The 14,218-nt window shown below is 72.4% G+C and carries 9 protein-coding genes and 1 pseudogene; 3 read left to right on the top strand and 7 right to left on the bottom strand.

The window, feature by feature from the left end:
* Positions 1 to 36 precede the first annotated feature (36 nt).
* Positions 37 to 1,506 carry a S28 family serine protease gene (locus tag ACFVUT_RS10645; protein ID WP_389645133.1) on the bottom strand — a complete coding sequence of 490 codons (1,470 nt, stop codon included), beginning with the start codon at positions 1,504 to 1,506 and terminating at the stop codon, positions 37 to 39.
* 99 nt (positions 1,507 to 1,605) lie between these two features.
* On the bottom strand, positions 1,606 to 2,187 hold the full coding sequence (locus tag ACFVUT_RS10640) for a hypothetical protein (protein ID WP_389645130.1): 582 nt from the start codon (positions 2,185 to 2,187) through the stop codon (positions 1,606 to 1,608).
* A 175-nt stretch (positions 2,188 to 2,362) separates the two neighbouring features.
* Between ACFVUT_RS10640 and ACFVUT_RS10635 the strand changes: the two genes are divergently transcribed.
* Positions 2,363 to 2,857 carry a hypothetical protein gene (locus ACFVUT_RS10635; RefSeq protein ID WP_389645127.1) on the top strand — a complete coding sequence of 165 codons (495 nt, stop codon included), beginning with the start codon at positions 2,363 to 2,365 and terminating at the stop codon, positions 2,855 to 2,857.
* Positions 2,858 to 3,012: 155 nt separating this feature from the next.
* Here ACFVUT_RS10635 and ACFVUT_RS10630 read toward each other — a convergent pair whose 3' ends face one another.
* Together ACFVUT_RS10630 and ACFVUT_RS10625 are read right to left on the bottom strand one after the other, a co-directional pair.
* Entirely contained in the window at positions 3,013 to 6,816 is a 3,804-nt protein-coding gene (locus tag ACFVUT_RS10630) for an ABC transporter ATP-binding protein (protein WP_389645124.1), read from the bottom strand.
* 250 nt (positions 6,817 to 7,066) lie between these two features.
* A complete protein-coding gene (locus tag ACFVUT_RS10625; protein WP_389645120.1) occupies positions 7,067 to 8,053 on the bottom strand; it encodes a serine hydrolase in 987 nt (328 codons plus the stop codon).
* 196 nt (positions 8,054 to 8,249) lie between these two features.
* Between ACFVUT_RS10625 and ACFVUT_RS10620 the strand changes: the two genes are divergently transcribed.
* The gene (locus ACFVUT_RS10620) at positions 8,250 to 8,621 is read left to right on the top strand and encodes a hypothetical protein (RefSeq protein WP_389645117.1); all 372 of its coding nucleotides are present in this window, start codon (positions 8,250 to 8,252) and stop codon (positions 8,619 to 8,621) included.
* A 44-nt stretch (positions 8,622 to 8,665) separates the two neighbouring features.
* Here the strand turns inward: ACFVUT_RS10620 and ACFVUT_RS10615 are convergent, their stop codons facing one another.
* From ACFVUT_RS10615 to ACFVUT_RS10605, 3 genes and pseudogenes are all read right to left on the bottom strand, one after another.
* A complete protein-coding gene (locus tag ACFVUT_RS10615; RefSeq protein WP_389645114.1) occupies positions 8,666 to 10,351 on the bottom strand; it encodes a thiamine pyrophosphate-binding protein in 1,686 nt (561 codons plus the stop codon).
* Positions 10,348 to 11,316: an agmatinase gene (speB, locus tag ACFVUT_RS10610; protein ID WP_389645112.1), complete on the bottom strand. Its 969-nt coding sequence runs from the start codon at positions 11,314 to 11,316 to the stop codon at positions 10,348 to 10,350. Before speB ends, ACFVUT_RS10615 begins: the two co-directional genes overlap by 4 nt.
* 241 nt (positions 11,317 to 11,557) lie before the next feature.
* Positions 11,558 to 12,472: pseudogene (locus tag ACFVUT_RS10605) on the bottom strand (sodium:solute symporter); the annotation flags it as partial.
* 193 nt (positions 12,473 to 12,665) lie between these two features.
* On the opposite strand from ACFVUT_RS10605, the gene ACFVUT_RS10600 reads away from it, so the two are divergent.
* Positions 12,666 to 14,153 (top strand): PucR family transcriptional regulator, encoded by a 1,488-nt coding sequence (locus ACFVUT_RS10600; RefSeq protein ID WP_389645109.1) that lies wholly within the window; start codon positions 12,666 to 12,668, stop codon positions 14,151 to 14,153.
* Positions 14,154 to 14,218 lie beyond the last annotated feature (65 nt).

The raw sequence follows: 14,218 nt of genomic DNA, 5'->3' as shown, positions 1-14,218 counted from the left end.
GCCGGCGCACAGCCCCTTCCCCGGTTCGGGAACCGGTTACGGCCGCAGCCTGCGCTCGTCCTCCACGTCCCGCTTGTCGAGCCGTTCGTCGAACTTCGCGAGCGGCTTCGCCTTCGCCGGGTCGTCCTGCACGGCGGCCGGGGCGACGCCCGCCCAGCGCAGGATGGCCGCGGTGGCCTTCGCCTGGTCGTCCTCGGCGAGCCCGGCCACGTTGGAGCCGTGGTTGCCGCCGGCCACGGTCATGACATAGCTGTCACGGGCGCCCTTCCCGAGCCGGAAGCGCTCCGCGCCCCACGGGTCGTTCTGCCCGTACACGTACAGCATCTGATGGGCGTGGTGCTGCACCCAGTTGTCGACGTCGCGCATCACCGACGGCTGGAACTTCATCGGGATGGAGCGCGGCACGAAGGTGCGCGGCGGCTGGTATCCGTACCGGCTCAGCTTGCCGAGCCAGGGCTGCCGGATGTCCGGTGAGCCGAGCTGGGTGCCCGCCTGGTAGTAGTACGGGGTGTACCTCTCCAGGCCCTGGTCGGCGTAGGCGGCGAAGCCGGAGATCGCGTCGATCGAGTCCCAGATCGCCTGGTCGGGGGCGTTCTCGGCGTCCGCCGGAATGCTGTCGCAGTCGGACAGCAGGCTGTACTGCCAGAACGCCCAGACGTAGTCCATGACGACGGCTTCGTACGCCTTGTCGAGCGTGCCGACGGTGTTGAAGGTGTAGCCGTTCTCGGCGGCGTACTCCAAGAACTTCTTCTCCAGCGGCTCGCGGCGGATCAGCGCCTCGCGCTGCACGCCGTTCAGCCGGTCGCGGCACTCCTTGGTGCCGACGTTCTCGAAGAACCGGTCGTAGGCCGAGTCCTCCTTGTCGACCACGTCGTTGGGGGCGACGTACGCGACGACGCCGTCCATGTCCTCGGGGTAGAAGCGCTCGAAGTACGTCGCGGTCATGCCGCCCTTGGAGCCTCCGGTGCTCAGCCAGTTCTTGCCGTAGATCCGCTTCAGCGCGGTGAACACGCGGTGCTGGTCGCTGGCGGCCTGCCAGATGTCGAGCTTGGACCAGTCGGCGGGCTCCGGGCGGGACGGGGTGAAGAACCGATACTCCAGGGAGACCTGGTTGCCGTCGACGATCCGGGTCGGCTCGGAACGGCTGGGGTTCGTGGAGACGTTGTAGCCGCCGGTGTAGAAGACCGTCGGGCGGGACGTGTCCTTGTGCAGCAGGGTGATGCGCTGCTGGAAGGTGCCCTTGGACGGGTGCCGGTGATCGATCGGCTGGGTGTATTCGAGGACGAAGTAGCGGTAGCCCGCGTACGGCTTCTCCTCGACGAGACTCATTCCCGGGATGGCCAGGATGCGGTCCTTGATGTCCGTGCTCGTGCCGTTGTCGCTGCCGGCCGTGGTCCGGAACGCGGTCGGTTCCGCGGCGGTGGCCGCCCCGGCCGAGGCGCCCGTCGCACTCACCGTGCCGATGAGCACCGCGAGCGACAGGAACCCTCTGAGCGCCTTGCGCATGCACCCTCCCCTTGATTCACAACAGACGTCGTGAACCTAGCGGGGCAACACCCGGGCCGCCAGACCTCGTTGGATTACGGTGTCGGCGAGTCGCGCCCGTCAGCAGAGAAGCCAGCCCGTGGAGCCGGAGCTGCCCGCGATCGTGGCCGAGGCCCGGACACACCGGTTCAGCGCGTGGACCGTCACCGGGCCGGCCCGCTGGGTGTACGTGCCGCTGTCGACGACGGGACTGCCGCCGCGCGCCTGGATCGTCACGGACATCCGGCGTCGCGGGCCCGGAGTCTTCGCGACCGCGACCGCGCAGGCGTAGGACCGGCTCTTGTAGACGCGCAGCTCGCCCGTCTTGAACGTGACCGTCTTCCCGGGACGCCCGGTACAGGGCGTCGCGGCATCGGCGCTGCCCGGCGCGGCACCGCCGAGCACCAGACCGGCGGTGGCCAGCAGCGGCAGGACGAACAGCCAGGCAAAGGCGCGGCGCCCCCGGCCACCCCCGCCGACCGCCCTGCCCCTTCCAGCCGCTCCAGCCGCTCCAGCCGCTCCAGCCGCTCCAGCCGCTCCAGCCGCTCCTGCCGCTCCTGCCGCTCCTGCCGCAACGGTGTCCTCGGCTGCTCCAGCCGCTCCGACCTCCGCGACTGTTCCAGCCTCCCTGGCCTCTCCGGCCCCTCCGGTCCTTCTGATCACCAGTAGCCCCATCACCCGATCGAACACGCACGCCCTTACCCGCAACATGCCCGTACATGCGTACGACGCAGGAGCCCATCCGGAGGTTGCGTCCGGCGCGCTCCGGCTCACAGGCAACCCGGGCGCCCCACCATGACCCCACCAGAACAGAGCCACATGAAAGGCAGGTACCGCCATGCTCCGACTCCGCGACCCGCAGAGGACCCTCGGCCGGCGCGCCGTCGGCCGGACGCTGCTCGCCGCCGCCCTCCTGACCGGCGCCGCGGTCCCGGCCGCCGTGGCGGCCCCCCGGGCCCCGGTGGCCGCGCCGCCGGTACGCGGTGCCGCCGGCGCCCCGGCGTACCAGAAGGTCGGCCACTTCTACGGCGCCTACATCGACGCCGTCACGGCGGAGGACGGCGGCAGGCTCGCCACCGCCCTGAGAACCTTCTATCTGACACCCCGTCTGCGCACCCAGCTGGACGCCTGGGAGAAGCGGAACCACGCGGACGGTGTGCTCCGCGCCCAGAACACCCCGCTCGCCCTCCGGGTCACCCCGGGCGACAACGGTGCGGGCCACACCTGGTCGAAGGTGCGGCTCACCTGGAGCAAAGGCAAGCACCCCACGTACACCTACCTGACCGTCCGGTCGGACCTGCGGACCGGAAAGATCTCCGGCATCGGCCGGTGAACGGCGGCCGGGCCCGGCTTCCGCGCTCCCCCGACGCGAACCGGCGCCCGGGCCCGGCTTCCGCACTCCCCCGCGCGAAACCCTGGCACTCCCCCGCGCGAACCCGCGGCCCGGCCCTCGCTCCCCCGACGCGAACCGGCGGCCCGGCCCGGCCCTCAGACCCCCGCCGGCTCGTCCTCGCCTATGAAGGTGCGCCACAGCACGGCGTAGTGCCCGTCCCGGGCGAGGAGTTCGTCGTGGGTGCCGTCCTCGACGACCCGGCCCCCGTCCATCACCACGACCCGGTCGGCGCGGGCGGCGGTGGTCAGCCGGTGGGCGACGACCAGCGTGGTGCGGCGCCCCGCGAGTCGGTCGGTCGCCTGGTTGACCAGGGCCTCGCTGGCCAGGTCGAGGGAGGCCGTCGCCTCGTCGAGCAGCAGGACATCCGGGTCGACGAGTTCGGCGCGGGCGAGCGCGATCAGCTGGCGCTGGCCGGCCGAGAGGTTGTGGCCCCGCTCGGCGACCTCGTGCAGGTAGCCGCCGTCCAGGGTGGCGATCATGTCGTGGGCACCCACGGCCCGCGCCGCCGCCTCCACCTCGGCGTCGGTGGCCTCGGGCCGCCCGTACGCGATGGCGTCGCGGACCGTGCCGGCGAAGAGGTACGCCTCCTGCGGCACGACGCCGAGCCGGTGCCGGTAGGCGGTGAGGTCGAGGTGGCGCAGATCGGTGCCGTCGGCCGTGACCCGGCCGCCCGTCGGGTCGTAGAACCGGGCGACGAGCTTGACCAGGGTGGACTTCCCCGCACCGGTCTCACCGACGAAAGCGACCGTCTGGCCTGCGGGGATCCGCAGGTCGACACCGCTGAGGGCTTCCTCGGCGCCGTCATCGGACCCGTAGGCGAAGGACACGTCCTCGAAGGCGATCTCGCCGCGCAGCGACAGCACGTCCAGCGGTTCGTCCGGGGCACCGGTGGAGGTCGGCTCCCGCAGGAGTTCCTGGATGCGCCCGAGGGAGACGGTGGCCTGCTGGTAGCCGTCGAAGACCTGGGAGAGCTGCTGCACCGGGGCGAAGAACAGGTCGATGTAGAGGAGGTACGCGACCAGCGCACCGGTGGTGAGCGTGCCGTTGTCGACCCGGCCCGCGCCGACGATCAGGACGGCCGCCGCGGCCACCGAGGACAACAGCTGCACGAACGGGAAGTAGACCGAGATCAGCCACTGGCCGCGGACCCGCGCCTCGCGGTAGTGGTCGCTGCGCCGCGCGTACCGGTCCGCGCCGTCGCGCTCCCGGCGGAACGCCTGCACGATCCGCAGCCCGGAGACGGACTCCTGGAGGTCGGCGTTGACGGCACTGATGCGTTCCCGGGCCAGCTCGTACGCCTTGACGCTCTTGCGGCGGAAGAAGAACGTACCGATGACCAGCACCGGAAGCGTCGCGAAGACGACGAGGGCCAGCTGCAGGTCCAGGACCAGCAGCACGACCATGATGCCGAAGAAGGTGACGACGGAGACGAAGGCCGTGACGAGACCCGTCTGCAGGAACGTCGACAGCGCGTCCACGTCCGTCGTCATCCGGGTCATGATGCGGCCGGTCAGCTCCCGTTCGTAGTAGTCCAGGCCGAGCCGCTGGAGCTGCGCGAAGATCTTCAGCCGCAGTGAGTACAGCACCCGCTCGCCGGTCCGGCCCGTCATCCGCGTCTCGCCGATCTGCGCCGCCCACTGGACGAGCACGACCACCAGGCCCAGCGCGGACGCCGCCCAGACGGCACCGAGCGCGAGCTGCGTGACGCCCTGGTCGATGCCGTGCCGGATCAGTACGGGCAGCAGCAGCCCCGCGCCCGCGTCCACCGCCACCAGTGCCAGGCTCACCAGCAGCGGCAGCCCGAAGCCGCGCAGCAGCCTGCGCAGCCCGTACGACTCCTCGGCGCGGACGGCCAGCGCCTCGTCGATGTCGGGGGTGTCCGTGGCCGGTGGCAGCGCCTCGACCTGGGCGAGCAGCTCGGGCGTCGCGGGCATGCCGGCGGCCCCGGTGTCGCGCGGCTCCTCCTTGCGGATCCACAGGTGCGGGCTGATGCCGCGCTCGGCGTCGAACTCGGCGTCCAGTTCTTCCTGGAGCGCGCGGTCGTCCTCGGGGGTGGTGTCGGTCGCGGGGGTCGGCGCCCGGTGTCCGGGTGAGGTGCCGCCCAGCTCGTCCGGATCGGTGAGCAGCCGCCGGTAGAGCGCGCAGCGGCGCTCCAGCTCCTCGTGCGTACCGATGTCGGCGAGCCTGCCGTGCTCCAGGACGGCGATCCGGTCGGCGAGGCCGAGGGTGGAGCGGCGGTGGGCGATCAGGAGGGTCGTCCGCCCGGCCATCACCTGGCGCAGCGCCTCGTGGATCTCGTGCTCGACGCGGGCGTCGACGGCGGAGGTGGCGTCGTCGAGGAGGAGCAGCCGGGGGTCGGTGAGGATGGCGCGTGCGAGGGCGACGCGCTGGCGCTGGCCGCCGGAGAGGGTGAGTCCGTGCTCGCCGACCTTGGTGTCGTAGCCCTCGGGGAGCTGGGCGATGAACCGGTCGGCCCGGGCGGTCCTGGCCGCTTCCTCGATCTGTTCCTGGGTGGCGTCCGGGTGTCCGTACGCGATGTTGGCGCGGATGGTGTCGGAGAACAGGAAGCTGTCCTCCGGTACGAGGCCGATGGCGGCGCGCAGGGACTGCTGGGTCAGTTCGCGCACGTCGTGGCCGCCGACCAGGACGGCGCCGTGGGACACGTCGTAGAAGCGCGGCAGCAGCAGCGACACGGTGGACTTGCCGCTGCCGGAGGCGCCGACGAGGGCGACGGTCTCGCCGGGCTCGATGGTCAGCGAGAACCCGTCCAGCACGGGGCGGTCCGAGGCTCCGCTTCCGGGGTCGTCGTCGGTGGCCGAGTCGGAGCGGGGCGGGGCGTAGCCGAACCGTACGTCGTCGAACTCGACGCTCGCGGGGGCGTCGGCCGGGAGTTCCTTGGTGCCGTCCCGCATGGACGGCTCGGTGTCGATCAGTTCCAGTACGCGCTCGACCCCGGCCCGCGCCTGCTGTCCGACGGTCAGGACCATGGCGAGCATCCGGACCGGGCCGACGAGCTGGGCGAGGTAGGTGGAGAACGCGACGAACGTGCCGAGGGTGATCTCGCCCCGGGTGGCGAGCCAGCCGCCGAGGGCCAGCATCGCGACCTGGCCGAACGCCGGGACGGCCTGGAGGGCCGGGGTGTAGCGGGCGTTCAGCCGCACCGTCCGCAGCCGTCCGGCGAAGAGCCTGCGGCCGACCTCGCGCAGCTTGCCGGTCTCCTGCTCCTCCTGCCCGAACCCTTTGACGACCCGGACGCCGGAGACGGCCCCGTCGACGACTCCGGCGACCGCGGCGGCCTGGCCCTGGGCGTACCAGGTGGCGGGGAAGAGGCGCGCGCGGGAGCGGCGGGCGATGTACCAGAGGGCGGGGGCGACGGCGATCGCGACCAGGGTGAGCAGCGGCGAGAGCCACGCCATGATCACCAGGGAGATGAGGAAGAGCAGCACGTTCCCGATGGTCATCGGGAGCATGAACAGGAGCCCCTGGATCAGCTGGAGGTCGCTGGTGGCGCGCCCGACGACCTGCCCGGTGGACAGCTCGTCCTGCCGCTTCCCGTCGAGGCGGGTGATCGAGCCGTACATCTCGGTGCGGAGGTCGTGCTGTACGTCGAGGGCGAGCCGGCCGCCGTAGTAGCGGCGGATGTAGGTGGTCGCGTACACCAGCACGGCGGCGACGACGAGGAGCCCGGTCCAGACGGCGAGGGACCGCGTGTGGTCGCCGACGACATCGTCGATGATCACCTTCGTGATCAGCGGGACGACGGCCGTCACCGCCATGCCCGCGAGCGAGGAGCCGAGCGCCAGCAGCACATTGCGCCGGTAGCGCCATGCGTAGCCGCTCAGCCGCCGGGCCCAGCCCGCGGCCCGTGCCGCGCCCTCCGCGTGCCCTGCGTCCGTCACCGGTGCCTCCCGTTCGACCTGGCCTACCGGAAGGCACCAACGCGACGGGCGGTGGATTTCATCCCGCCGTTACAGAAGACGGGCCCTTGGGCGGAGGCCGGTACGACGTTCTGCCTACGACCGGCCCCTTCGGGTGAGCGGCAGCGCACCGCCCGAAGGGGCCCTGCCGGCGACGGTCGCCTCCGGCCGACGGACGCGCCCGGCCGGCGGACCGTCCGAAGGGGCCGTACCGGCCGTCGGCCGTGTCCGGCTACGACTGCGGCGTCGCCGTGAGCATCCGTACCGCCGGGGCCTCCGGCACCGCGGGCACCGCCTCCTGCGGGACGGCGGGCGGCGCGAAGGCGGACTTCGCGACGGCGGCCGGTGCGAGGTCCTTGTGCACGGCGCGGGCGACGGCCTGGATGGTGTTGATGCCGTCGTTCATCGTCTTGTTGTCCTGGGTGAGCACGGTGATCGCGTAGTCGTGCCCCTGGCCGGTGAAGGCGCCGATGCTGTGCACGCGCCAGCCGTGGGTGGCGCGCGGCAGCCAGCCGTTCTTGACCTGGACGGTCACTCCGGACGGCGCTCCGGCGGGCGTGCCCCAGCGCTGGGAGGAGACGACCTTGCGCATCAGGCCGAGTTCGTACGCCCGTGAGTTGTCGCTGAGCACGGAGTTCTTGGCGGTGAGCAGGGTGAGCAGTCGCAGCTCGTCCTGTGCGGTGATCTGGGTCAGTCCCCAGTAGCCGCCGGAGCCGGGCACGGTGTGCGTCATCCCGGCGGCCTTCAGGAACGCCTTGACCTTGGTCACCCCGAGCTGCTTCCACAGACTGGTGGTCGCGTTGTTGTCGGACTTGGTGATCATGGCGGTGGCGAGGTTGATCTCGCGCTGGGTGAGATAGCGGTTGTGCTTCTTGTTGTCCCAGAGCAGCGTCGCCAGCACGGTCGCCTTCACGACACTGGCCGAGTCGTACTTCGTCGTGGCCCGCAGGGAGCAGTTCGTCTTCGTCTTCCGGTCGTAGAGCGTCACGGCCGTCGTCGACTTCCGTCCCTTGAGCGCCGCGGTGATGTCCTTCGTCAGCGCGGCGGCCAGCCCCGCCTTTCCGGACGTGCAGGTCACCGTCGGCGTCGCGGCGGCGGCCGGCGAGGCGCCGAGCGCCACGGGTGCGAGGACGCCCGCGGCGAGCGCGACAGACAGCGCGCCCTGCGCGCGGCGGGATGTGCGGCGAGATGTGCGGCAGGACGTACGGAGCTGATTCATACGGCGTTTCCCCCTGGCCGAATGCGTAGGGCGTGCCCCCCGGCACACCCGTAAGCGATGACTTCCGACGGCCGGAAAGGTTGTATGCCGCAGGCGGGTGTTCCACGGCCGCGCGGGCCGGGTAGGGATCGTCTCCGCCACGGGGACGGCTGCCGCGCGGGCGGATCGGCGTCCGCCGGAGCCACGAGGAGGGACCATGCCGGAGGAGCCGCCGACCGACGCCCATCTGTGCGGGCAGTTGTACGCCGCCCTGGAGGTGTTGCAGCGGCTGGCCGACATCGGCTTCCGCGCGCTGGGGCGCGAGGACACGCGGCAGAGGGCGGCGAGAAAGCCCCGTACGGAGATGACCGTGCCGCTCCACACGGTCGGCAAGTCCTTGTACTGGGCGCGGCTGCGGGGCCACGGCCCCGTGGCGGGCGCCGTCTTCCGCTCGATCCCGGATCTGATGCCGTCGACCAGGGATCTGCCCGCCGTCCTGAACGCGGATCAGCAGAAGGATTTCCTCCGGGGCCGGGAGGCGGGGCTGGAGGCCCTCGGGAAGCTCGGGAAGGCGGCTGCCGGAGGCTGAACCGCCCGCGTCCCCGCTGGGGGGTGCGCGGGCGGTCGGCCGTCCTACAGGTGCGTCGGCTCGAACATCCTCAGCAGGGCCGGGAGCACGACCACCGAAGGGCCCGGTTCCGCGAGGGACTTCGCCAGGTCGTCGGCGAGCGCCTCGGGGGTCGTGCGGACCGCCGGGACGCCGAAGGACTCGGCGAGGGCGACGAAGTCGGGGCGGGAGAGTTCCGTCGCCGTGGTCTCGCCGAAGGCGTCCGTCATGTATTCGCGCAGGATGCCGTAGCCGCCGTCGTCGACGATCAGCCAGGTGACCGGCAGGTCGTACTGGCGGGCCGTGGCCAGTTCCGCGAGCGAGTACATCGCGCCGCCGTCGCCGGAGACCGCCAGGACCGGCTTCGTGCGGTCGGCCGCCGCAGCGCCGAGGGCGGCCGGGAAGCCGTAGCCGAGGCCGCCCGCGCCCTGCGCCGAGTGCATCGTGTTCGGGTGGCGGGCGTCGAAGGCGGACCAGGCCCAGTAGGCGAGGATCGTCATGTCCCAGAAGCTGGGGGACGTGTCGGGCAGCGCCCGGCGGACGGAGGCGACGACCTGCTGCTCCAGGGTGAGGTCCTGGTCGGCGATCCGTGTCCGCACCGCTTCGAGGACCGTACGGACCCGGTCCGGTGCCGACGGGTCCGCACGGCGTTCGACCGCGTCGAGGAGGTCCGCGAGGGCCTCGCGGGCGTCGGCGTGGATGCCGAGCGCGGGGTGGTTGGACTCCAGCTTCCCGGCGTCGGCCTCGATCTGGATGACCCGGCCGCGCGGGGCGAACGTGTAGTAGTTCGAGGAGAGTTCACCGAGTCCGGAGCCGACGACCAGCAGGACGTCGGCGGACTCCAGGAAGTCCGTCGTGTGGCGGTCCTCCAGCCAGGACTGGAGCGAGAGCGGGTGCTCCCACGGGAAGGCGCCCTTGCCGCCGAAGGTGGTGACGACCGGTGCGTCGATCTTCTCCGCGAGCGCGAGCAGCTTGCCGGACGCGTCGGACCGTACGACTCCGCCGCCCGCGATGATCGCCGGGCGTGCCGCCTTCGACAGCAGGTCGGCGGCCACGGCGGTCAGTTCCGGGCGGGCGTGCAGCTCGCGCGGGGTGGCGTCCATCGCCGTGACGACGGGCAGGGTGGTCTCGGCGAGGAGCACGTCCTGCGGGATCTCGACCCAGACCGGGCCGTGCGGGGCGGTCAGCGCGGACTGCCAGGCGTCGGCGATCGCCGACGGGATCTGGGAGGCCGCACGGACGGTGTGCACCGACTTCACGATGTCGCGGAACGACGCCTTCTGGTCCCTGAGTTCGTGCAGGTAGCCGTGGCGTCCGCCGCCCAGGCCCGCGCTCGGGATCTGACTGGAGACGGCCAGCACCGGCGCGGAGGCCGCAGCCGCCTCCTGGAGTGCGGCGAGGGAGGTGAGGGCCCCCGGCCCGGTGGAGAGCAGCAGCGGGGCGACTTCGCCGGTGATCCGGCCGTACGCGTCCGCGGCGAAACCCGCGTTGTTCTCGACGCGCAGGCCGACGTACGTCAGGGAGGAGCGGCGCAGCGCGTCGAACATGCCCAGGGCGTGCTGGCCCGGCAGGCCGAAGACGGTGGTCGCGCCGAGGCCCTGGAGGGTTTCGACGACGAGGTCGCCGCCGTTGCGTCCGGCCGGGGGCGCCAGCGCGGCGGCAACCTGCTCGGGGGTGAGCCGCGGGCGCTCGTCGTGGTGGTCGTGGCTCACTTCGCGCGGGCCTCGGCGATCTGGCGGGACATGACCGTCGTCAGTTCGTACGCCGTGTGGGAGGCGGCGACGGAGGTGATCTCGGCGTGGTCGTACGCGGGGGCGACCTCGACCAGGTCGGCGGAGACCAGGTTGCAGGAGGACAGTCCGCGGACGATCTCCAGGAGTTCGCGGGAGGTCAGGCCGCCGGCCTCGGGGGTGCCGGTGCCGGGGGCGTGCGCCGGGTCCAGGACGTCGATGTCGATGGAGACGTAGAGGGGCCGGTCGCCGATGCGCTGGCGCAGCTGGTCGGTGACCTCGTCGACACCGCGCCGCATGACGTCGGCGGAGGTGACGATGCCGAAGCCCATCTTCGCGTCGTCGTCGAGGTCCTGCTTGCCGTACAGCGGGCCGCGGGTGCCGACGTGGGAGAGCGCGGAGGTGTCGAGGATGCCCTCCTCGACAGCCCGGCGGAAGGGGGTGCCGTGGGTGTACTCGGCGCCGAAGTAGGTGTCCCAGGTGTCGAGGTGGGCGTCGAAGTGGAGCAGCGCGACCGGGCCGTGCTTCTTCGCGACGGAACGCAGCAGCGGCAGCGCGATGGTGTGGTCGCCGCCGAGCGTCATCAGGCGCGCGCCGGTGGCCAGGAGGTCGTCGGCCGCGGCCTCGATCGTCTCGACGGCCTCGTTGATGTTGAACGGGTTCGCGGCGATGTCACCGGCGTCGGCGACCTGCGCCAGGGCGAACGGCGAGGCGTCCTGCGCCGGGTTGTACGGGCGGAGCAGGCGCGACGCCTCACGGATCGCGTTGCCGCCGAAGCGGGCACCGGGGCGGTAGGAGACCCCTGTGTCGAAGGGCACGCCGACGACGGCGACATCGGCGCTGCCGACCTCGTCGAGGCGGGGCAGCCGGGCGAACGTCGCGGGTCCGGCGTACCGCGGGACGCGGGAGGAGTCGACGGGACCGCGCGGCGTTTCGTTGCTGCTCATGGCGGGTGCCTTTCTTGTTGCGATGCGGGTGACGCGGGATGGTGCACGCTTTGTGGGCGTTCGTACGATATTCGAGTGTGCGGGCCGGAGGGCGGCCGGGTCGGGATCGAGCCGATGGCGCGCCTCCGGCACGCGCGTGGTGCGGCGACCGGTTCCGGGCCTCCGGCACGCGCCTTGCGGGTGCGGTACCGGAGGGCGGTCGGGGCTGGATCGAGCCCGTCCCGGGCCTCCGGCACGCGCCTCAGGTGGCGATCGGTTCCGGGGCGGACGCCTCGGCGCCGTCACCGCCCTTCCCCGCCAGTCGCTCGCGCCAGGCGCTGAGCACCGCCGGGTCGGTCGGCTTCGTCGCCAGGGAGACGACGACATACACCGCGAGCGAGGCGAGCAGTCCGTAGTAGACGGGTTCGTTGGCGAGGATGCCGTAGCCCGCCATCAGGCCGATCACGGCGAGGCCGCCCACCGACACCGCGGCCAGCGCTCCGGCGGCCGTGCCGCGGCGCCACAGCAGACCGCCGAGGATCGGCACCAGCAGACCGCCGACGAGCAGGTTGTACGCGACGGTCAGGGCCTCGACCACGTTGTTGAGCGCGATGGAGATGGCGATGACAGCGATGCCCATGAGGAGGATGAAGGCCCGGTTGCCCTTGACCTCGTCGTGCTCCCCGCCCCCGCCGCGCGACACGGCGCCCCGCAGCCGGGACCAGATGTCGTTGTTGGCGACGGTGGCGCAGGCGATCAGCGCGCCGGAGGAGGTGGACATCACCGCGGCCAGCGCGGCGGCCAGGACCAGCCCGCGTACGCCGACGGGCAGTTCGTCCTTGACGATGGTCGCGAACGCGGCGTCCGCGCTGGGCAGCTTCGGGTACATGACCTTGGCGGCGGTCCCGATGACGGCACCGGCGATCGCGTACACGAGACAGTACGTACCGGCGACCGTGCCACCCCAGCGCGCCGTCCGGTCGCTCTTCGCGGTGAACACGCGCTGCCAGATGTCCTGGCCGATCAGCATGCCGAAGGTGTAGATCAGCACGTACGTGAAGATCGTCTCGCCGCCGATGCCCAGCGGGTCGAAGTACTCGGTGGGCAGCTTGGCCTTCATCTCGCTGAAGCCGCCCGCCTTGATCACCGCGATGGGAAGCAGGAGCAGCAGCACACCGGCGCATGCCCCACCAGCCCATGGCGAGCATGCCGGCCAGATACACGATGATCACCGCGTAGTCGACAGCCATGGGCTTCCTCCGTTCCGGTCGGACGCGACGTCGTACGTGGTGAAGACGGTAGGTGGCCCACAGGCAACGCTGAAGTGTACGTTTCATCCATCATCGAAGTCCCCGATGGATGGATTGTCCATGCCGGATGCCGTGGCCGGGCGTACCCCGCCCCCTTCTCCCTCTCCCTCCGCGCCCCCTTCGCCGCCCACTCCCCCGATCCCGCTCACCGAGCTGCTCGCCCGCGAGGAGCTGCGACTGCACCGGATCGCGGGCCCGGCCGAGGCGGATCTGCTGTGGGTGCACACCTCGGAGATGGCCGACCCGTACCCCTATCTGCTCGGCGGTGAGCTGCTGCTCAGCGCCGGGGTACTGCTCAAGGACCCGGACGCGTACGTGGCCCGGCTGGTGGAGGCCGGGGCGGCGGCGCTCGGCTTCGGTGTGACGCCGGTGTTCGACACGGTGCCGCAGGGCCTGGTCGAGGCGTGCGACCGGCACGGCCTGCCGCTGGTGGAGGTGCCGCCCGAGACACCGTTCACGGCGATCGCCCGAGCGGTGTGGCGGCTGATGGCCGAGGCCCGGCTCCGGGAGCTGCGCCGGGTGACCCGGGCCCAGCAGGCGCTGGCCACGGCGGCGGCCAGGCCCGACCCGATCCCCGCGGTGCTGCACCAGCTGGCGGTGCAGCTGGAGGGCCGGGCGGTGCTGCTCTCCGCGGACGGCGACGAGCTGCACGCGGCGGGCCGCCGCCCGGCCCCGGATGTCGGTGCGGCGCTGGCCCGGCTCACCCGGGTGATCTCCGAGGCGACGCGCCCCGCCCCCGCGTCCGCCACCGACACGCTGCGGGACGCCCACCTGTCCGCGTACGCGCTGGGCGGCGGCCAGGGTCTGGTCCTGGCGCTGGCGACGGGCCGGCGTGAGGCGGGCGACCACACCATCGCCGGGGTCGCGGTCGTCCTGCTCTCCCTGCTGGCCACCCCGCACCAGGGCGCGGACGCGGCGGGCCGGTCGGCCGCCCTCGTGCGGCTGCTGCTGGGGGCCGACCCGCAGGACGTGGCCCCGCTGCTCGGTGGCGCCGAGCGGTGGACGGTGGTGCACGCGCGCCGCAGCGGCGACGGCCCCCTCGACCCGCTGAACGCCGGCGCGCTGGGCGCCGCCCTGGGCTCGGCACTGGTCGACGCGGGCCGGGGCGACATCGTCAGGGTGCTGATCCCCGGGGGTGACCGGATCACCCCGCAGCCCGGCTGGACACTCGGCGCCTCCGCACCCGCCCCGCTCGCGGCCCTGGACCTCGCCGACGGCCAGGCGGCCCGCGCCCTGGGCCGGGCCGTGGCCACCCGCACCCCGCTCGCCCACCACCACACCGGCACCAGCGGCCTGGCCGCTCTGGTCCCGCCCGACCAGGCCGAGGCGCACGCCCGCGCCCTCCTCGCCCCGCTCACCGAGCCCCTGGCCGAGACGCTGCGCTGCTGGCTGAGCCTGCACGGCAGTTGGGACCGCACGGCCACCGCCCTCCAGGTCCACCGCAACACGGTCCGCCAGCGCATCGCCCGCTGCGCGGCCCTGCTGGACGCGGACCTGGACGACATGGACGTACGGACGGAGCTGTGGTTCGCACTACGGCAGCGATGAGGCGGTGCTGCGGCACGACGGGGCGGTGCTACGGCAGCGATGAGGCAGTGCTGCGGCGCGGCTGG

Source organism: Streptomyces sp. NPDC058051, from assembly GCF_042885475.1.
Taxonomy (GTDB): Bacteria; Actinomycetota; Actinomycetes; order Streptomycetales; family Streptomycetaceae; genus Streptomyces.
Note: the sequence above shows the minus strand (reverse complement) of the source record. Positions and strands in the feature narration are given on the sequence as shown.